This is a genomic window from Acidimicrobiales bacterium, from assembly GCA_025455885.1.
Classification (GTDB): domain Bacteria; phylum Actinomycetota; class Acidimicrobiia; order Acidimicrobiales; family Acidimicrobilacustridaceae; genus Rhabdothermincola_A.
In genome coordinates, this window is the sequence record JALOLR010000004.1 from 14709 (window position 1) to 33327 (window position 18619).

Consider the following 18619-nt stretch of genomic DNA (forward strand, 5'->3'; position numbering starts at 1 on the left):
CGGCGACCGCCGGCCCGGTGGTCAGACCGCCTCGACCTCGACGGGGATGCCGGTGAGCTGCGACATCGTGCTCGTCGGGTCGAAGGACCCGGGGCCGGTGGGGGAGAGCGCGTTGACGTTCACCCCCGGGAACCGCTGGGCGACCGGCATGCCGCTCGTGGCGGCGTTGCCGAACCCGTGGGTCATGGCCACGACCCCCGGGCGGAGGGTGTCGTCGACCTTGGCGAGCGCCTCCACGGAACCGAAGGCGTTCGACACCCGGACCCGGACCCCGTCGGTGACGGCGAGGCGCTCGGCGTCGACCGGGCTCAGGAACAGGGGGTTGTCGGCGCCGATGCCCTTCTTCAGCCGCTCGACGTTCTGCATGGCGGAGTTGATCGTGCGCGACGTGCGCCGGGTGATCAGCTTGAGCTGGTCGGCCGGCTCGGCGAGGAGCTCGTCGAACATGGTGACGGCCCGCTCGCGGGCGGGGGCCAGCATGGCGGGGGCGCCGTCGAGGGTGCCGGTGGGCGTCATCCGGTCGAGGAACCCACCCGTCCCGAGCGGGCCGAGCACGGCGATGCCCGCGTCCGCGGCGCGCAGCTCGGCCATCGACAGGCCATGGGCGGCGAGGGCCCCGTCGTGCAGCATCGCCAGCACGTCGGCCTCGGGTCCGAAGATCGGAGGGTGGCCGAGGCGCGCGCCGAGGGCGGCGAAGACGTCGCGCTCGGCCCGCCGTTCCCCGCGTGGCGCGACCAGCGGGCCCGTCCACTGCACGTACGGCTCGGGCTGGGTGCCCTGCACGAAGGTGTTCATGTCCTCGCGCTCGAACCAGTCGGACATGGGCAGCACGTAGTCGGCCACCTCGCCGGTGGCGTTGCGGTAGTAGTCGAGCGTCACGAGCAGGTCGAGCCCGGCGAGGGCCTCGGTCAGCTCGTCACCGCCGCCGATGCTGAGCGCGGGGTTGCCGGCCACGCTGACGAGCGCCCGGATCGGTTGCTCGGGGTCGCGGAGCATCTCGACGAGCAGTGCGCCGGGCTGTCCGCCCGAGGTCGGGCGGTAGGCCCCCCACGGCGTGTCGGTGTAGCCCTCCGGGCCCGCCTCGACCGAGCGCGGCGGCGGATCGGTGGCTCTCGCCACACCGACGTTGCCGCCGGGTCGGTCGAGGTTGCCCGTGAGCAGGACGAGCATCTGCAGGAGCCAGTAGGCGAGCGCGCCGTGGCGGCCCATGTTCACGCCGGTGGAGAGGTGGGCCGACGCGGTGGGAGCCGCGGCGAAGTCGTGGGCCATCGTGGCGATGACCGAGGCGTCCACGCCGACGACGTCGGCCACCCTCTCGGGTGCGAACCCGCTGACGAAGGACCGCAGCTCGTCGAGGTCGGTGACCCGGGCCGCGCCGTCGGGGTCGAAGCCGACCGTCCGGTCGATCTCGCAGAGCATCGCGGCGAGCAGGTAGACGTCGGTGTCGGGGCGGATCTGGATCGTCTCGCCGACGTTCGGCTCGCCGTGGCGAGGGTCGACGAAGCGCACGACCCCGCCCCGGGCCTCGATGGCGGCGAGACGGCCGACCGGGTCGGGCACGGAGAGGAACGAGCCCTTGCTGACCCGGGGGTTGGTGCCGAGCAGGAGCAGGTGGTCGGTCCGGTCGAGGTCGGGGATCAGGTGGACCTGGGCCGACCCCCACAGCAGCTCGGCGACGGCGAACTTGTTGGCGCAGTCCTGGGAGGCGGCGGTGAAGAGGCGGTCGGAGCCGAGCTGGAGCAGGAACAGCCCGGCGGCCGGCCCGGCGGTGGCGTTGAACGCCGTGGGGTTGCCCAGGTACAGCGCCACCGCCGACGGTCCGTGCTCCTCGACGATCGCGCCCAGGCGGGCGGCGATGTCGTCGAGAGCCCCGTCCCAGTCGACCTCGGTGACGGTCCCGTCGGCGGCGCGGCGCTGCGGGCGGTCGACCCGTGCGGGGTCGTCGTGGATCTCGGCGGCGAGGAGTCCCTTGTTGCACGCGAAGCCGGAGGTGACCGGGTGGTCGCGGTCGGGCCGCAGGCGGGTGACACGACCGGCCTCGACCTCGGCGACGAGGCCACACCCCACCTCGCAGAGCCGGCAGTAGGTGCGGTGGCGGGAGCTCACCCGACGGCCTCGCGGTACGCGGCCGCCACCGGGGCCAGTTCGGCGGGGGTGGCGCCGTGCATGATGACGCCGTCGCACCCGAGGTCGAACTGGTTGCGGACCGCGGCGACGCAGTCGGTCGGCGAGCCCGTCGCCGACGGGGCGAGCCATTCGTCGGGGATGAGGGTGGCGACGTGCTCGAGCTGCTCGGTGGTGCCCACGACGTCGAGTCCCCGCACGCTCGACACCACGGGGTCGGCGAGGAACCGCTCGAGCACGGCGGGGTCCCAGCCGTTCGTGCGCACGAGCAGTGCTCCGTAGCCCTGGAGGTAGGTGCCGAGGCGCCCGACCAGCTTCATGAGCCGTTGATCCTCGGGGACGAGGTCGGTGACGGTGGCGAAGCACGACCACACCTGCACGTCGGCTGGGTCGCGGCCGGCCTGCTCGGCGGCCTCCTTCACCGTGCGCACGCATCGCGCCGTGGTCTCGTCCGTGAAGAACGTGTGCAGGACGACCTCGTCGAAGCACCGACCGGCGAGCTTCAGGGTCTCCGGGCCGAAGGCCACCATCCCCATCGGCAGGTGCTCGTCGAGCTCGGCGTCGAGGTGCAGCACCGGGTAGCTGCCTGCCGGTCCGTCGTGGCCGATGATCACCTCGCCGCGGAACAGCCGGCGCATGAGGCCGGCGAAGTCCTCCATCTGGGCGGTGGTGATGCGACCGATCCCGAACGCGTCCTGCATCATCGCGATGCCCCGTCCGAGGCCGAGGGTGAACCGGCCACCGGTCAGGCTCTGCATCGTCCGGGCGAAGCCGGCGGTGACCATGGGGTGGCGGGTGTTGTGGTTCGTCGCCGCCGTCGAGATCCGGATCCGCTCGCTCACCGCCCCGGCGGCCCCGCACAGGGTGGCCGCTTCCTTCTTGTTGTAGCGCTCGGAGACGAAGGCGGTGCCGAGCCCGAGGCGCTCGCCCTCCACGACCTCGGTCACGAGGTCCCGTGACGACGACGGCTGGCCGGCCAGCACGTAGAACCCCAACTCGTCGAGCACGCGTGGCGTGTCGGTCATGTTCGCCCCCCTCGGAGGTCGATCATGGCACAGCGCCCCACCGGGTCGTGCTGGTGGGCGGGACGGCGCCCGCTGGTTTCTGACGGACCATCAGATAGGGTCGCCGCCATGCGCGGCATCCTCTCGTGGGGGGCGTACCTCCCCTATCGGCGACTCGACCGGACCCAGATCGCACCGTTCATCGGGCAGGGCGGTGGCAAGGGCACACGCACCGTCGCGTCGTTCGACGAGGACACCACCACCATGGCCGTCGAGGCCTCCCGGCTGGCGCTGAGGGCCGTCGCCGCCCGACCCGACACCCTCCTGTTCGCCACCGCGGCGCCGGCCTACGCCGACAAGACCAACGCCACCGCCGTGCACGCTGCACTGCGCCTCGACCCGTCCGCCACCGCCCTCGACCTCGGCGCCTCGGTGCGCTCGGCGGTCGGCGGGCTGCGCCTCGCCCTCCAGGGCACCGGCACCACCCTGGTCGCCACGGGCGACCTCCGCACCGGCCTCGCCGGCTCGGCCGACGAGGCCGCCGGTGGTGACGCCGCCGCCGCCGTGCTCATCGGCGACGGTGACGGCGTGGTGGCCGAGTATCTCGGCGGCGCCTCCGCCACCGTCGAGTTCGTCGACCGGTGGCGGGCGCCCGGCGACGTCCGGTCCAAGGTCTGGGACGACAAGTTCTCCGAGCTCACCTACGTGGGCCTGGCCCGCGACGCGTGGGCCGAGGCCCTGGCCGCCGCAGGGGTGGCGGCCGACGAGGTGACCGTCGCCGTCGCCGCCCCCACCGCCCGCATCGGCAAGGCCGTCGCCGGTCGGCTGGGTGCGGCGTCCGTCGTCGGCGACCTCACCGACACCGTCGGCGCCACCGGGGCGGCCCAGCCGGGCCTGCTGCTGGCCTCGTTGCTCGAGCAGTCCGACGCCGGCGCGGTCCTCGCCCTCGTCACGGTGGGCGACGGCGCCGAGGTGCTGGTCTTCAGGACCACCCCGGCGATCGCGTCCTTCACGCCCGCTCGCACGGTCGCCGACCAGATCGCCACCGGCGCCCCCGTCGGCTACGGCCGCTTCCTGTCGTGGCGCGGGATGGTGGCCGTCGAGCCTCCCCGCCGTCCCGAGCCGGCCCGGCCGTCGGGCACCGCCGCGGCCCGCTCGGCCGAGTGGAAGTTCGGGTTCGTGGGCTCGCGTGACCGTGAGTCGGGCACGGTGTTCCTCCCGCCGTCGCGGGTGTCGATGGACGGGGAACGCACCGACGAGATGGAGCCCGTGCCGATGGCTGACGTGCAGGGCACCATCGCCACGTTCACCGTCGACCGCATCGCCTACTCGCCCAGTCCGCCCATCGTCTTCGCCGTCGTCGACTTCGACGGCGGCGGTCGCCTGCCCATCGAGCTCACCGACACCGACGTCGAGGAGGTGGAGATCGGCAAGCGGGTCGAGATGACCTTCCGTCGCCTCTTCACGGCCGACGGCATCCACAACTACTTCTGGAAGGGACGGTTGGTCCGTGGCTAGTCATGGCATCCGCGACCGCGTCGCCATCGTCGGGATGGGGTGCACCAACTTCATCGAGAACTGGGGCAAGGGCCTCGACGACCTGATGATCGACGCCGCCGCCGACGCCTACGCGTCGGCCGGCGTCACCAAGGACGACGTCGACGCCTACTGGTTCGGAACCGCCCAGAGCGGGATGAGCGGCATCACCCTGGCCCGGCCGCTCCAGCTCCAGAACAAGCCCGTCACCCGGGTCGAGAACTACTGCGCCACGGGTTCCGAGGCCCTCCGCCAAGCGGCCTACGCGGTCGCGTCGGGCGCCTACGACCTCGTGATGGTGGTGGGCGCCGAGAAGGTGAAGGACACCGGCTACCAGGGCCTCAACGCCTTCCCGATCCCGAGCGACGGGACGGGGCGTACCCTCACCGCGGCGGCCATGTTCTCGATGATCGTGCCCGCCTACGGCAACAAGTACGGCGTCGACGACGAGACGATGCGGGCCGTGCTGACCCACATCGCTCGCAAGAACCACTTCAACGGGGCCCGCAACGAACGCGCCCAGTTCCGCAAGGAGATCAGCGTCGAGCAGGTCGAGCGGGCACCCAAGATGGCAGGCACCCTCGGGGTGTTCGACTGCGCCGGTGTGGCCGACGGGGCGGCGGCCGCCATCGTGTGTCGGGCCGAGGACGCCCACCGCTACACCGACACCCCGGTCTTCGTGAAGGCCCTGTCGTTCGTGGCCGGCAACGGATCCGGGCTCATCAACCCGTCCTACGACTACACGACCTTCCCGGAGATCGCCGCCTGCGCCGAGGACGCCTACGCGCAGGCCGGGGTGAAGGACGCCCGGGCCGAGATCGCGCTCGCCGAGGTGCACGACTGCTTCACGCCCACCGAGCTGGTGCTGATGGAGGACCTGCAGTTCTCCGAGCGGGGCACGGCCTGGCGTGACGTGCTCGACGGCGTGTTCGACCTCGACGGCGAGCTGCCCGTCAACCCCGACGGGGGCTTGAAGAGCTTCGGCCACCCGGTCGGGGCGTCGGGGCTGCGGATGATGTTCGAGGCGTGGTTGCAGCTCCGGGGAGAGGCGCCCGAGGAGCGCACCGTCTCGAGCCTGGCCGCGGGCCGCAAGCTGGCCCTCACCCACAACCTCGGCGGCTACCCCGGCGAGATGGTCAGCTTCGTGTCGCTGCTCGGCGCAGAGGTGGGCTGAGCACCGCTCAGCCCCCGCCACCCCCGGTCCGGCGGTCGGCCAGCCGGGTGAGCAGATCGACGTGGGCGGCGAGGGGCGCCACCTCCAGCCCGTCGACCTTGCCGAGGTCGTCCCAGCGACGCAGGGCAACGGCGTCCGCGGCCACCGCGCCGGCGGCGAAGGCCGCCGCCTCCGCGGCCGAGAGCGGTCCGCCCTGTACCTCCAGGCTGCGCGTCGACGCCGGGGACAGAGCGGCGAGGTAGTCGGGGTCGGTGGCCGCCAGGTGGCGCTTGGCGCGCACGTGAGCCGCGATCGGGCCGGTGACCGACGACGGGAACAGGGGGGTGAGCCACGCCGCACCCGCGGTCTCGTGGTGGTCGTCGACGCCGGCGCGGAACGGACGGTCCTCGGCGAGGGCCAGGAGGTGGCCCACGTCGTGGAGGAGCGCCGCGGCCACCAGGTCGTCGGACGCACCGGCCCGCCGGGCCAGGGCGGCGCACTGGAGGGCGTGGTCGAGCTGGCTGACCTCCTCGTCGTACCGGTCGGCGCCGAAGGTGGTGAGCAGGTCGAGCACCTCGGCCACCGAGGCGGCGTGCGCCGCCGGCTTCATCGCAGCACGCGGCCCTGGAAGTCGCCGATCAGCGACACCGGCACCCGGTCGTCGCCCGACGCCGCGGCGGCCGCGAACTCCTCGAGCTTGCGCCGGTAGTACGCGGCGCGCAGGTCGCCCTCGCGGGCGGCGTTGTAGGTCGGGTACAGCGCCCGTCGCCACGACGTCGAGCGGTTGGGCCCGGAGCGGTGCGGGGTGCGCGAGTGGAACCACAGCACCTTGCCGGCGTGCACCTCGACGGGCTGCCAGTCGAGCGTCTCGACGACATCGGCCCGGATGCACCCGGTGTCGTCGGTGGGCAACAGCTCGTGGTGGGCGCCGGCCACCACCTCGAGGCAGCCGTTGTCGAGGGTGGCGTCGTCGACGGCCACCATGCACGAGACGTGCACCTCGACGAAGCGGTAGGCGGGGGCGTCCTGGTGGGGCGAGTAGCCGGCGCCTCCCGGCGCCTTGTGGTTGATCTTCTCCTTGTAGAGCACCGCCGGCTCGCCGAGGAGGGCCGAGGCGATCGCGAGGAGGGGTCCCGAGGTGAGCAGCTCACGGAGGTCGGTGTGGAAGGGGACGAAGTTCTCGCTGCGGCACAGCCGGGGACCGTCGTCGGTGGCCTCGCGGTAGTGCAGCCAGCGGCCCGCGCCGTCGGGCCATGCCGACACCTCGTCGACCCAGCCGGCCAGCGCGTCGACCGACGCGCCGTCGAGCGGCTCGGTGAGCAACCACCCGGTGGTCGCGAAGTGGTCGAGGGCCTCGGGTCCGAGGGAGGCCGGAGTGGGGCCGAGCGCGTCCATGCCCCGACGTTACGCGGCGGGGGATCGGATCCCGCCGGGACCGGGGCCGGGCCTACCCTGCTGGCCACCGTGAACGTGCTGCTCATCACGCTCGACCAGTTCCGCGGCGACTGCCTCTCGGCCGCCGGGCACCCGGTCCTGCGCACCCCCGGTCTCGACGCGTTGGCCGCCGGGGGTGTCCGCCTCGCCCGGCACTACAGCCAGGCGGCGCCGTGCGCCCCGGGGCGGGCGGCGCTCTACACGGGCACCTACCAGATGAACAACCGGGTGGTGGCCAACGGCACCCCGCTCGACGACCGCTTCGACAACGTCGCCCGGGTGGCCCGGCGGGCCGGACGCGACCCGACGCTGTTCGGCTACACCGACCAGGCCGTCGACCCGCGCACGGTCGACGACGCGGCCGATCCTCGCCTGTCCACCTACGAGGGGGTGCTGCCCGGCTTCGCCGTGGGTCTCGACCTGACGGGTTCGCAGGCCGCCTGGCGGGAGTGGGTGGCCGGCCGGGGCGGTGACGTGCCGGGCGACGCCGCGGGCGCGCTGGCCACCGAGCCCCGCCGGCCGGCGGAGCTCGGCATCAGTGCCTTCCTCACCGACCGTTTCCTGGCGTGGCACGCCGAGCGCGACGGTCCCTGGTTCGCCCACCTCAGCTACCTGCGCCCCCACCCGCCGTACGCCGCGGCGGGGGAGTGGTCGACGGCGTACGCGCCCGACGACGTCGACCTCCCGATTCCCGTCGCCCCCGCCGAGGACCTGCACCGCCTGCACCGGATGCTGCTCGACCTCCCATTCGCGGCGGCTCCGACCGACGAGAGCGCGGTCCGTCGGATGCGGGCGCAGTACTACGGGATGATCGGCGACGTCGACCACCAGATCGAGCGGCTGGGAGCGGCGTTGCGCGCGCGGGGCCAGTGGGACGACACCGTGGTCGTCGTCACCAGCGACCACGGCGACCAGCTCGGCGACCACGGGCTGGTGGACAAGTTCGGGTGGTTCGAGTCGAGCTACCACGTGCTCGGGATCGTGCGCGATCCGAGCCGCCCGGCGGCCCATGGCACGGTGGTGGACCGCTTCACCGAGAACGTGGACGTGCTGCCCACCATCTGCGACGTGCTCGGGATCGACGTCCCCCGCCAGTGCGACGGCGCGTCGCTGGCGGCGTTCCTCGACGGCGGGGAGCCGCCGCGGTGGCGCCAGGCCGCGCACTGGGAGTTCGACTGGCGGGTCTTCGGGCTGATGTCCGGGCAGAGGTCGGGTTGGCCGTCGGATCGGCGGGCCGAGCGGCGGCAGGTGACCGTGCTGCGGGGCGAGGACCGGGCGTACGCGCAGTTCGCCGGCGGCGACGCGCTCACCTACGACCTGGGTGTCGACCCGACGTGGCGTACGCCCGTCACCGACCCCGAAGCGGCCTGGGCCGACGCCCGGGCCCTGCTGGCCTGGCGAGCCGAGCACGCCGACCGCACCCTCACCGACACCCTGCTCGGCCCCCCGATGTCCTGACCGGGCTTTGCGCCGCGCTGGGCCCAGCCCAGCGGCCGAGCCACACCGGCGGCGCTCCGCCCAGGGGGTGCACCTGCTGAGCGAGTGGGAGCAGGCGGGCGGGGGAAAGCGCCAGCGGCCCCGCCCGCATCGCGGCGCTCTGCGCCGCCAGCAGCACAGCGCCAGCGACCGAGCCACACCAGCGTCCCGACGAGGCGTCAGTCGAGGAGGGCGCCAGACATCAGAGCCGTTCGATGATGGTGACGTTGGCCTGACCGCCGCCCTCGCACATGGTCTGCAGGCCGTAGCGGCCGCCGGTGCGCTCGAGCTCGCAGAGCAGGGTGGTCATGAGTCGGGCGCCGGTCGCGCCGAGCGGGTGGCCGAGGGCGATGGCACCGCCGTTGACGTTGACCTTGGCGAGGTCGGCCCCGGTCTCCTTGGCCCACGCCAGCACCACCGAGGCGAAGGCTTCGTTGATCTCGACGAGGTCGATGTCGTCGAGGGTCAGGCCGGTCTTGTCGAGGGCGTGGCGGGTGGCGGGGATCGGCGCGGTGAGCATCCACACCGGGTCGTCGGCGCGCACCGACAGGTGGTGGATGCGGGCCCGCGGCGTGAGGTGGTGGTCCTTCAGGGCCTGCTCGCTCGCGATGAGGATCGACGCCGAGGCGTCGGAGATCTGGCTGGCGCAGGCGGCGGTGAGCCGTCCGCCTTCGGTGAGGGTGGGCAGCGAGCGGATCTTCTCCCAGTTCGGCTCGCGGGGGCCCTCGTCGGCGGTCACGTCGCCCACGGGGACGATCTGGGTCTCGAAACGTCCCTCGGCGCGGGCCCGGATGGCCCGCTCGTGCGACTCGACGGCGAAGGCCTCCATCTCGTCGCGGCTGCAGTCCCACTTCTCGGCGATCATCTCGGCGGCGCGGAACTGGCTGACCTCCTGATCGCCGTAGCGGGCCTGCCAGCCAGGTGACCCCGAGAACGGGGTGTCGTGGCCGTAGGCCTCACCGGCGGTCATGGCCGCCGAGATGGGGATCATCGACATGTTCTGCACGCCGCCGGCGACGACGAGGTCCTGCGTGCCGCTCATCACGCCCTGGGCGGCGAAGTGCACGGCCTGCTGGCTCGACCCGCACTGGCGGTCGACGGTGGTGCCGGGCACGTGCTCGGGCATGCCGGCCACCAGCCACGCGGTGCGGGCGATGTCGCCGGCCTGCGGCCCGATCGAGTCGACGTTGCCGAACACGACGTCGTCGACCGCGCCCGGGTCGATGTTGGTGCGGTCGACGAGCGCCCTGATGCTGGCGGCGCCGAGGTCGGCGGGGTGCAGGGTGGACAGTCCGCCGCCGCGACGCCCCACGGGGGTCCGGACGGCATCGACGATGTAGGCCTCGGCCATGGTGGTGGAACCTTTCGCTACCGGGCGACGATGGTGCAGGAGCCGTGCCCGAACAGCCCCTGGTTGATGGCGAGCCCGACGGTGGCGCCCTCGACCTGGTGGCCGTCGGCGCGTCCCTGGAGCTGCCAGGTGAGCTCGCAGACCTGGGCGATGGCCTGGGCGGGGATGGCCTCGCCGAAGCTGGCGAGGCCGCCGGAGGGGTTGACCGGGAGGCGGCCGCCGAGGGCGGTCACCCCGTCGCGGACCAGCGTGGCGCCCTCGCCCTCGGCACAGAACCCGAGGTTCTCGTACCAGTCGAGCTCGAGGGCGGTGGACAGGTCGTAGACCTCGGCGCAGTGGATGTCCTCGGGGCCGAGCCCCGCCTGCTCGTAGGCGTTGTGGGCGATGCTGTCCTTGAACCCGAGCTCGGGGGGCGCCACCACGGCGCTCGAGTCGGTGGCGATGTCGGGCAGCTCCAGGCGCACCTGCGGGTAGGTCGGCGTGGTGTTGGCCACCGCCTTGATGCGCACGGTCCCGTCGAGGGTGCCGAGCTTGCGCCGGGCGTACTCGGGGGTGCACACCACGAGCGCGGCGGCGCCGTCGGAGGTGGCGCAGATGTCGAGCAGGCGCAGCGGGTCGCTCACGATGGGCGAAGAGGCGAAGTCCTCGAGGCCGAACTCCTTGCGGAACCGGGCGTAGGGGTTGGCCACCCCGGCCCGGGAGTTCTTCACCTTCACGAGGGCGAAGTCCTCGGGGGTGTCGCCGAAGACGTCGATGCGCCGCCGGGCGTTGAGCGCGAAGAACGACGGGTTCGTGGCGCCGAGGAGGTGGAACCGCTGCCAGTCGGGGTCCTCCTTGCGTTCGCCGCCCACCGGCGCGAAGAAGCCCTTCGGGGTGGTGTCGGCGCCGATCACCAGGGCGACGTCGGCGAACCCGGCCAGCAGCTGGGCGCGGGCCGACTGGATCGCCTGGGCCCCCGAGGCGCAGGCCGCGTACGACGACGAGATCTGCGCGCCGGTCCACCCGAGCGCCTGACTGAAGGTGGAGGCCGCCACGAAGCCCGGGTAGCCGTTGCGGATGGTGTCGGCGCCGGCCACGAACTCGATGTCGCGCCACGCCACGCCGGCGTCGGCGAGGGCCGCCCTCGCCGCGACGAGCCCGTACTCCACGAAGTTGCGGCCCCACTTGCCCCACGGGTGCATGCCGGCACCGAGGATCACCAGGTCGCGCTCGGTGCTCATCCGGCCGCCTCCGCGTCGACGGTGGGCGCCCACGTCCACACCCACTTCTCGGTGCCGTCCTCGTCGGTGAACAGCACCTGGAGGTCGACCTCGACGGGCATGCCGATCTCGAGGTCGGCGGCCATCACGCCCCTGGCGACCTGGCCGAGGATGACCAGGCCCTCCTCCTCGAGCTCGACGGCGGCGAGGGCGTAGGGCTCGAACGGGTCGGGGGCGACGAACGGCGGCGGGGGGGCGTAGTGGTTCTCGGTGTAGGACCAGATCCGGCCGTGCCGTGACAGTTCGGCGGACTCGAGCTCGGTGGCTTCGCAACCGGGGTTCGGGCAGGCACCGGAGCGGGGTGGGAAGACGCAGGTGCCGCACGAGGGGCACCGGCCGCCGATCAGGGTGTAGGGCTCGGTGGTGGTGAACCACCCTTCGACGGCGGGTACTCGTTCTCGGGTCGTCACGGGGTCAATCTAACGGGACGTCAGAAACCACGGCGAAACGGCCCCACCCGGTCGGCACGCCGGTCGCCGAGCCGTTTCTGACGAACCGTCAGAGGACTAGTGTCGCCGCCATGGCTGTGCCCGCGGAGCCCGTGACCGGCGCCTTCGAGACCGTGCCCGACCTCTTCGACGCCGTCGTCGACGTGGCCGGGGACGCCGAGGCGTTCGTCGACGGCGACCGCCGCCTCACGTTCGCCGGATGGGCCCGCGCCGCCGACGGCGTCGCCACCCGTCTCGCCGCGGCGGGGGTCGGGCCCGACGACGTGGTGGGGATCTCCCTTCCGTCCTCGATCGACTACGCCATCGCCTACCAGGCCGTCCTGCGTCTCGGCGCAGTGGCCAGCGGCATGAACCCCCGCCTCGGGCCGTCGGAGACCGCGCACGTCCTCGAGCGCAGCGACCCCCGCATCGTCGTGAGCGACGTCCCCGTGGACGGCCGGCCCACCCTCGGCCTCGCCGAGCTGGCCGAGGCGACCCGCGACCCGGCGTTCACCGGCCGCCCCGCCCGTGTCGGCACCGACCCCGTGGCGATCGTGTGGACCAGCGGAACCACCGGCCGGCCGAAGGGCGCGGTGTTCGACCACGCCTGCCTCGCGGCGATGGCCCGGGCCGCCGGCCCGCTGTCGCGCATGGGCGACCGCCGGCTCTCGCCGCTGCCCTTCGCCCACGTGGGCTACATGACCCGGGTGTGGGACGAGCTGGCCCACGTCATCACCACGGTCGTCATCCCCACCCCGTGGTCGGCGGCCGAGGCCCTGGCCCTCATCGAGCGGGAGCGGGTCACGGTGGGCCAGGGCGTGCCGGCCCAGTGGCAGATGATGCTCGCCCACCCCGACCTGGCCACCACCGACACGTCGAGCCTGCGCATCGTCAGCACCGGGGCCGCCCGGGTGCCGCCCGAGCTGGTGCGCGCCATGCGCACCACGTTCGGCTGCCCCGTGGTGGTGCGCTACACCTCCACCGAGGCGTGCGTGTCGACGGGTACCGCCGTCGACGACCCCGACGACGTGGTGGCCGAGACCGTGGGCACCCCCGGTGAGGGCGTGGAGATGGAGATCCGCGCCGAGGAGGGCCGCGGCGAGGTCGTGGCGACCGGGGAGGTCGGCACCGTGTGCCTGCGCAGCCGGGCGATGTTCCGCCGCTACTGGCGCGAGCCGGAGCTCACCGCCGCCGCCGTCGACCGCAACGGTTGGCTGCTCACCGGTGACCTGGGGCGGGTCGACGTCGACGGCAACCTCCGCCTCGCCGGGCGCAGCACCGAGATGTACATCCGCGGGGGCTACAACGTGTACCCCGTCGAGGTGGAGAACCACCTCGGCCAGCACCCTTGCGTGGATCGGGTGGCGGTGGTGGGTACGGAGGCCCCCGTGCTGGGGGAGATCGGCGTGGCGTTCGTCGTCGCCGCCCCGGGCGCCACCCCCGACCTCGCCGAGCTGCGGGCGTGGTGCAAGGAGCGTCTCGCCGACTACAAGGCGCCCGACTGCCTGGTGGTGGTCGACGACCTGCCGCTCACCCCGATGAGCAAGATCGACAAGCGGGCGCTGGCCCCCGCGGCCGCCGAGGCCGAGCGGGCCTGGGAACGATGACCGACACCGACGAGGAGGACGTGGACTGATGGGTATCTGTGACGGACGGGTCGTGGCGATCACCGGAGCGGGACGTGGCCTCGGCCGGGCCCACGCCCTCGCCTTCGCGGCCGAGGGCGCCATGGTCGTGGTGAACGACCTCGGGGCCTCGCTGCAGGGCGAGGGCGTCGACATGAGCCCCGCCCAGGAGGTCGTCGCCGAGATCGAGGCGATGGGCGGTGCGGCGATCGTCAACGGTGACGACATCAGCGACTGGGACGGCGCCGGCAACCTGGTGAACTCCGCGATCGAGGTCTTCGGCGGCCTCGACGTGGTCGTCACCAACGCCGGCATCGTGCGCGACCGCATGTTCGTCAACATGACCGTCGACGACTGGGACGCGGTGATGCGGGTGCACCTCAGGGGCACCTTCTGTCCCGTGAAGCGGGCCGTCGAGTACTGGCGGGCCGAGTCGAAGGCCGAGCGCCAGCGGGCGGCCCGGGTCATCACCACCTCCTCCGGGGCCGGGCTCATGGGGAGCATCGCTCAGGCCAACTACTCCGCCGCCAAGGCCGGCATCGCCACCTTCACCATCAACATCGCCGCCGAGCTGGGCCGGATCGGCGTGACCGCCAACTCCATCGCCCCGTCGGCGCGCAGCCGGATGACCGAGGACGCCTTCGCCGAGATGATGGCCCGGCCCGAGTCGGGCTTCGACGCCATGGACCCCGCCAACATCAGCCCGATCGTCGTGTGGCTGGGCAGCGAGCAGAGCGGCCACGTCACGGGCCGCATGTTCGAGTGCGCCGGTGGCGAGCTGAGCGTCGCCGACGGGTGGCAGCACGGCACCCCGGTCGACAAGGGGGACCGGTGGGACCCCGCCGAGCTCGGCCCGGTCGTCGACCAGCTCCTCGCCGCCGCCCCCCCGCCCGCTCCCGTCTACGGCACCCAGTAGCCGACGGGAGGCGAGGCCGTGACAGGCGGGATCGACGACGGGCAGTCGACGGTCGACGGCGTCGTCGCCACCGACGGTCGGGTCATCGGCCGGCGAGCCATCCAGACGCGGCGGCGCATCCTCGACGCCACGGCGGCGCTCCTGCGCACCCACGGTGCGCTCGACCTGAAGGTCATCGACGTGGCCCGAGAGGTGGGCGCGTCGCCGGGGACCTTCTACCAGTACTTCGCCGACGTCGAGGACGCCATCCTGGCCCTCGCCACGGAGGCGGTGGCGGGGGTCGAGGCCTTCTCCGAGCGCTTCGCGACGGATTGGACGGGGCCCGACGGGCTCGACCAGGCGCGCACGTTGGTCAGCGCGTACATGGACTTCTGGGGCGAGCGCCAGGCGGTGCTGCGGATCATGCACCTGCGGGCCGACGAGGGCGACCCCCGGTTCCGCGCCGTGCGGCGGTCGTACAACGAGCCGTTGCTGGCGGCCATGGTGGCCAAGGTGACCGAGGCGCAGGCCGCCGGTCGGCTGCCGCTCGACCTCGAGCCCTTCGCGACCGCCGGCGCGATGCTCGCCGCCCTCGACCGCCTCACCAGCTTCCGCCAGACCTTCGAGCGTCGCGGCACCAGCCGCGAGGCGATGGTGACCACGATGGGACGCATCCTGCACACCGCGCTCACCGGTCCCTGATCCGCCTCGGCCGGGCGGCGGGGCACACCCCTGTCGCGCCGGTCAGTCCTCGGGCAGCACGATGTCGCGACGCAGCCGGCTGAGGCGGAGGTGGGCGATCCGCCACTGCCCACCGAGCTTCACGTAGCGCTCGTGGTAGTGGCCGAACCCCTGCATCGACACGATCGGCGAGCCGGGCGGCCACTCGAGGCGGTCCTCCATGGCCCAGATGCCGGTCGCCTCGGTGGGTGACTCGAGGGTGATCTCGGGCATGTGGCCGTGGTGCACGGTGACGACGCCGTCGATCGAACCCGAGACGAACGCGGCGATCGCCTCGTTGCCCTGGATCTCCTCGCCGGCCTCGTCGCGCATGTCCATGACGGCGTCGGGGGCGAAGACGTCGGCGAACCCGACCCAGTCCTTGGTGTCCATGCTGCGGAAGTAGCGGGCCTTGAGCCGTCCGATGGCCTCGACGGCGGCCAGGCGGTCGAGGGCGTCGAGCCGGTCGTCGTGGCTGTCGTTCGTGGATCCGGCCATGACGGTCTCCTCCGCGTGGTTCGGGTGGTCGGCGGGCGGCGGCGTCGCTACCAACCCCGGTAGCGCACCTCGCGCCGTTCCTTGAAGGCGGCCACGCCCTCCTGGAAGTCCTGGGTGTACGACGCCATCTCCTGCGCCCAGGCCTCGTCCTCGAAGGCCTGGCCGCGACCCGAGTCGAGGCTGCGGTTCAACAGCCACTTCGAGAGGCTGACCGCCTTGGTGGGCGACGAGGCCAGCTTGGTCGCCCACTCCTCGGCGGCGGCGCGCAGCTCGGCCTGGGGCACCACCTTGTTGACCAGGCCGATGCGCTCGGCGTCGGCGGCGCGCACGTCGTCACCGAAGAAGATGAGCTCCTTGGCCTTCTGCATCCCGACGATCCTGGGCAACAGGTAGGCCCCTCCGCCGTCGGGCGTGATGCCCCGGCGGACGAAGACCTCGATGAACTTGGCGTTGTCGGCGGCGATCACGAGGTCGCTCGCGAAGGCGATGTGGGCGCCGATCCCCGCGGCGGTGCCGTTCACGGCGCAGATGACCGGCTTCTCGCAGTCGAGGATCGACGAGATCAGCCGCTGGGCCCCTCGCTTGATGTTGCGGCCCACGTCGCCGAGGGCCTTGTCAGGGGCGTCGTCGGGGCCCGGGTTGACGGGGATCGTCGAGACCCGGAGGTCGGCACCGGTGCAGAAGTGGCGCTCGCCGGCGGCGGTCAGGACGACCACGCGCACGTTGAGGTCGCTGCTGGCGGCGTCGAGGAGCTCGATCGTGCGGTTGCGCTGGTCGGGGGTGATGGCGTTCGCGGCGTCGGGGCGGTTCAGCGTGAGCCAGGCCACCCCGTCGTCGCCCACCTCCCAGAGCAGGTCGTCGTCGGGGGCGGAGGGGGTGTCGCTCATCGGTGTGGTCCTCGCGAGGCGGTTCGGCGCAGCAGGGCTCCCCTTCCTAGCACCCGGGCCCGGGAGGAGCCCCCGCCGCCCCGGCCGGCGTGCCGCGGGCTGGGTAGCGTGGCGGGGTGGACGACGACCGGCGCCCGGAGCAGCGCGACGCCAACGGCGATCCGCTCGAACCGGGGATCGACGGACGCTATGGCGACGAGTCCGCCGACGACGTGATGTTCGACGACCCCCGCTTCGACGAGCTGCGCTTCGACGACGACTACCTGGCCAGCCGCCCGACCGTGCACGCCGTCATCGCCCATCCGGAACCGGGGTTCCCGGGCTTCCGCCACAACCAGTGGACGGTCGAGGGGGAGATCGAGCGTTTCGGGGCCTTCGGGCGGGCGGCGGCATCGGCCACCGGGTGGAAGCGGACCGTGGCCTGGGTCATGGTGGTCCTGCTCCTGGCTCCCATCGCCCTGGCCGTCGTGATGCAGGCCCGGGTCATCCTCGGTCGGTGACCGAGCGCTCGTAGCGCCAGCCGTCGGCCACCATCCAGAGGCGGTGCCGGGGCCCGTCCCGCGTCGGGTCCTCGTCGGCGTAGCCGGCGTCGCCGTGGTACATCGCCACCGCCCCGTCCTCGACGCGGGCGAAACGGGTGGTGAAGTGCTCGGGGGGCGCGGCCGTGAGGTGGCGGAGCGTGGCGTCGACGTCACGGTGACCCTGCAACTGCTCCAACGTGATCCAGGTCGGCGGGGCGAGCTCGATCTCGCCGGCGTTGCGGCGTCGCATGGCCTCGGCGGGCTCGAACCACCCCACGTCGTGGATCTCGCCGCCGTCGGCGGCGAGCCGGGAGAGGTCTCGGGGCGCCGGCGCGGCGAAGAACCACGTCGCGAACCGCTTCGGGGTCACCGGTGGTGGCGTCCAGTGCGAGAACCACACGAGGGAGGCTTCGTCGACGTCGAGGCCCGTCTCCTCTGACGCCTCGCGGACCGCGGCGCGTCGGGCGGCGACCAGCACGGCGTCGGGGTCCTCGGGGACCGCTCTCCCGTCCGGGTAGTCGATCGGGTCGATGCGGCCGCCGGGGAAGACCCACATGCCTCCGGCGAACTCGAGCCGGGAGTTGCGCCGGACCATCAACACCTCGACCCGTTCGTCGGCGTCACGCAACAGGACGGTGGTGGCCGCAGGGACAGTCGGTGCCACCACCGCGGGCGCCTCGAAGGCCGGCTCGGTCCCCGTGACCCGTCGCGGTTCCCGTTCGTCCTCCCCCATGGCGGGCCACCCTAGGTCCCGCCCACGGCCGCCTCCCCCGACTCGCCGGTCGGCCGGGGCGGGACGGTCGGTTCAGACGAGGCCGAGCCGGCGCAGCATCGCCTCGGGGACCGAGTCGTCGCCGGCGGCCAGGCGCAGCGCGCGTTCGCAGTTCACCGCGTCGAGGTCGCGCCCCGACCAGTCGTCCCACGGCCCGTCGGGGATGCGACGGGGGTCGCCTTCGGCGTCGACGACCGCGTAGAGGTAGGCCTGCAGCACGAGCATCGAGCCGGCGTCACCCACCGGACCCACCCCGGGTACGACGACCGGTGCCTGCTCGCCGAGCTCGCCCAGCGCGTCGGCCCACGCCTCCGGGTCGCCGTCGTAGGCGTTGGGCGTCGTCTCGAACACGGCGACAGAACCGGCGAAGAGCACCCCCGCCGACGGGACGAGCACGACGAGGCTCTCGGATTGCGGGCCCGTGGTCGGCACGACGCACACCTTCTCGGTGAGCCAAGCCGCGCCGGTGATGGTGTGCGACACCGGACGGGTGGCGAAGGTCTCGTCGAACTCGTCGGCGTAGGCCGGGACGAGTCGCCGGTAGGCATCGATCGGGACGGGCTGGTCGAGGAGGGCACTGGTCTGCGCGCGTCCGTAGCGGGCCGCCATCCAGAACACCGACGAGCCGCCCACCGCGTCGACGTGGCTCGACGTGTACACCACCCGCCGGACCGGGACCCGGAACCCCTTGAGCTGCTCGTTGAGGGCTCGGGCGGCCGAGGGCGCGGCGACGGTGTCGACGAGGGTGATCCCGTCGTCCTCGACGATCACCCCGGCGTTCGGTCCCGGGCCGCCCGATCCGTCGGTCCCCCGCCACACGAAGACCCCCGGGGAGAGGGGCTCGAGCCGGCCCGCGTCGGGGGCCACCGGCCCGACGTCGGGCGTCGGGGGCATCGGGCCGAGCAGGTCGGACATGTCCGAAGCCTACGGTCGGGG

Annotated in this window: 18 protein-coding genes; 7 read left to right on the top strand and 11 right to left on the bottom strand. The window is 73.0% G+C overall.

Annotated features, from left to right (window positions below):
* Window positions 1-21 precede the first annotated feature (21 nt).
* Together MUE36_04390 and MUE36_04395 are read right to left on the bottom strand one after the other, a co-directional pair.
* Window positions 22-2106: a molybdopterin-dependent oxidoreductase gene (locus MUE36_04390; GenBank protein MCU0310167.1), complete on the bottom strand. Its 2085-nt coding sequence runs from the start codon at window positions 2104-2106 to the stop codon at window positions 22-24.
* Window positions 2103-3149, bottom strand: a complete 1047-nt coding sequence (locus MUE36_04395; GenBank protein ID MCU0310168.1) for a TIGR03857 family LLM class F420-dependent oxidoreductase — start codon at window positions 3147-3149, stop codon at window positions 2103-2105. Before MUE36_04395 ends, MUE36_04390 begins: the two co-directional genes overlap by 4 nt.
* Before the next feature lie 108 nt (window positions 3150-3257).
* On the opposite strand from MUE36_04395, the gene MUE36_04400 reads away from it, so the two are divergent.
* Window positions 3258-4646: an OB-fold domain-containing protein gene (locus MUE36_04400; GenBank protein ID MCU0310169.1), complete on the top strand. Its 1389-nt coding sequence runs from the start codon at window positions 3258-3260 to the stop codon at window positions 4644-4646.
* Window positions 4639-5838 (top strand): acetyl-CoA acetyltransferase, encoded by a 1200-nt coding sequence (locus tag MUE36_04405; protein ID MCU0310170.1) that lies wholly within the window; start codon window positions 4639-4641, stop codon window positions 5836-5838. Before MUE36_04400 ends, MUE36_04405 begins: the two co-directional genes overlap by 8 nt.
* A 7-nt stretch (window positions 5839-5845) precedes the next feature.
* On the opposite strand, the gene MUE36_04410 is transcribed toward MUE36_04405, so the two are convergent.
* Entirely contained in the window at window positions 5846-6427 is a 582-nt protein-coding gene (locus tag MUE36_04410; protein ID MCU0310171.1) for an HD domain-containing protein, read from the bottom strand.
* The gene (locus MUE36_04415) at window positions 6424-7212 is read right to left on the bottom strand and encodes a phytanoyl-CoA dioxygenase family protein (protein ID MCU0310172.1); all 789 of its coding nucleotides are present in this window, start codon (window positions 7210-7212) and stop codon (window positions 6424-6426) included. The genes MUE36_04410 and MUE36_04415 overlap by 4 nt, the downstream gene beginning before the upstream one ends.
* A 69-nt stretch (window positions 7213-7281) precedes the next feature.
* On the opposite strand from MUE36_04415, the gene MUE36_04420 reads away from it, so the two are divergent.
* The gene (locus MUE36_04420) at window positions 7282-8709 is read left to right on the top strand and encodes a sulfatase-like hydrolase/transferase (protein ID MCU0310173.1); all 1428 of its coding nucleotides are present in this window, start codon (window positions 7282-7284) and stop codon (window positions 8707-8709) included.
* 220 nt (window positions 8710-8929) lie between these two features.
* Here MUE36_04420 and MUE36_04425 read toward each other — a convergent pair whose 3' ends face one another.
* The 3 genes from MUE36_04425 to MUE36_04435 are packed head-to-tail and all read right to left on the bottom strand — an operon-like array spanning window position 8930 to window position 11747.
* A complete protein-coding gene (locus tag MUE36_04425; GenBank protein MCU0310174.1) occupies window positions 8930-10078 on the bottom strand; it encodes an acetyl-CoA C-acetyltransferase in 1149 nt (382 codons plus the stop codon).
* Window positions 10079-10095: 17 nt separating this feature from the next.
* Window positions 10096-11298 (bottom strand): lipid-transfer protein, encoded by a 1203-nt coding sequence (locus tag MUE36_04430; GenBank protein ID MCU0310175.1) that lies wholly within the window; start codon window positions 11296-11298, stop codon window positions 10096-10098.
* Window positions 11295-11747: an OB-fold domain-containing protein gene (locus tag MUE36_04435; protein ID MCU0310176.1), complete on the bottom strand. Its 453-nt coding sequence runs from the start codon at window positions 11745-11747 to the stop codon at window positions 11295-11297. Before MUE36_04435 ends, MUE36_04430 begins: the two co-directional genes overlap by 4 nt.
* 110 nt (window positions 11748-11857) lie before the next feature.
* Here MUE36_04435 and MUE36_04440 point away from each other — a divergent pair, with 110 nt between their 5' ends.
* Genes MUE36_04440 through MUE36_04450 form a run of 3 tightly spaced genes read left to right on the top strand, consistent with a single transcriptional unit; the run spans window position 11858 to window position 14987 of the window.
* A complete protein-coding gene (locus MUE36_04440; protein MCU0310177.1) occupies window positions 11858-13372 on the top strand; it encodes an AMP-binding protein in 1515 nt (504 codons plus the stop codon).
* A 28-nt stretch (window positions 13373-13400) separates the two neighbouring features.
* The gene (locus MUE36_04445; protein ID MCU0310178.1) at window positions 13401-14306 is read left to right on the top strand and encodes an SDR family oxidoreductase; all 906 of its coding nucleotides are present in this window, start codon (window positions 13401-13403) and stop codon (window positions 14304-14306) included.
* 18 nt (window positions 14307-14324) lie between these two features.
* Window positions 14325-14987 carry a TetR/AcrR family transcriptional regulator gene (locus MUE36_04450; GenBank protein ID MCU0310179.1) on the top strand — a complete coding sequence of 221 codons (663 nt, stop codon included), beginning with the start codon at window positions 14325-14327 and terminating at the stop codon, window positions 14985-14987.
* A gap of 42 nt (window positions 14988-15029) precedes the next feature.
* On the opposite strand, the gene MUE36_04455 is transcribed toward MUE36_04450, so the two are convergent.
* Both MUE36_04455 and MUE36_04460 read right to left on the bottom strand, forming a co-directional pair.
* Window positions 15030-15503, bottom strand: coding sequence for a nuclear transport factor 2 family protein (locus MUE36_04455; protein MCU0310180.1), 474 nt, complete (start codon window positions 15501-15503; stop codon window positions 15030-15032).
* A 47-nt stretch (window positions 15504-15550) separates the two neighbouring features.
* Window positions 15551-16390, bottom strand: coding sequence for an enoyl-CoA hydratase/isomerase family protein (locus tag MUE36_04460; protein MCU0310181.1), 840 nt, complete (start codon window positions 16388-16390; stop codon window positions 15551-15553).
* A 116-nt stretch (window positions 16391-16506) separates the two neighbouring features.
* Here MUE36_04460 and MUE36_04465 point away from each other — a divergent pair, with 116 nt between their 5' ends.
* Window positions 16507-16890, top strand: coding sequence for a hypothetical protein (locus tag MUE36_04465; GenBank protein MCU0310182.1), 384 nt, complete (start codon window positions 16507-16509; stop codon window positions 16888-16890).
* Here the strand turns inward: MUE36_04465 and MUE36_04470 are convergent.
* A complete protein-coding gene (locus tag MUE36_04470; protein MCU0310183.1) occupies window positions 16874-17644 on the bottom strand; it encodes an NUDIX hydrolase in 771 nt (256 codons plus the stop codon). The two genes, MUE36_04465 and MUE36_04470, sit on opposite strands and share 17 nt — an antisense overlap.
* Before the next feature lie 72 nt (window positions 17645-17716).
* On the bottom strand, window positions 17717-18598 hold the full coding sequence (locus MUE36_04475; protein ID MCU0310184.1) for an MBL fold metallo-hydrolase: 882 nt from the start codon (window positions 18596-18598) through the stop codon (window positions 17717-17719).
* Window positions 18599-18619: the final 21 nt, after the last annotated feature.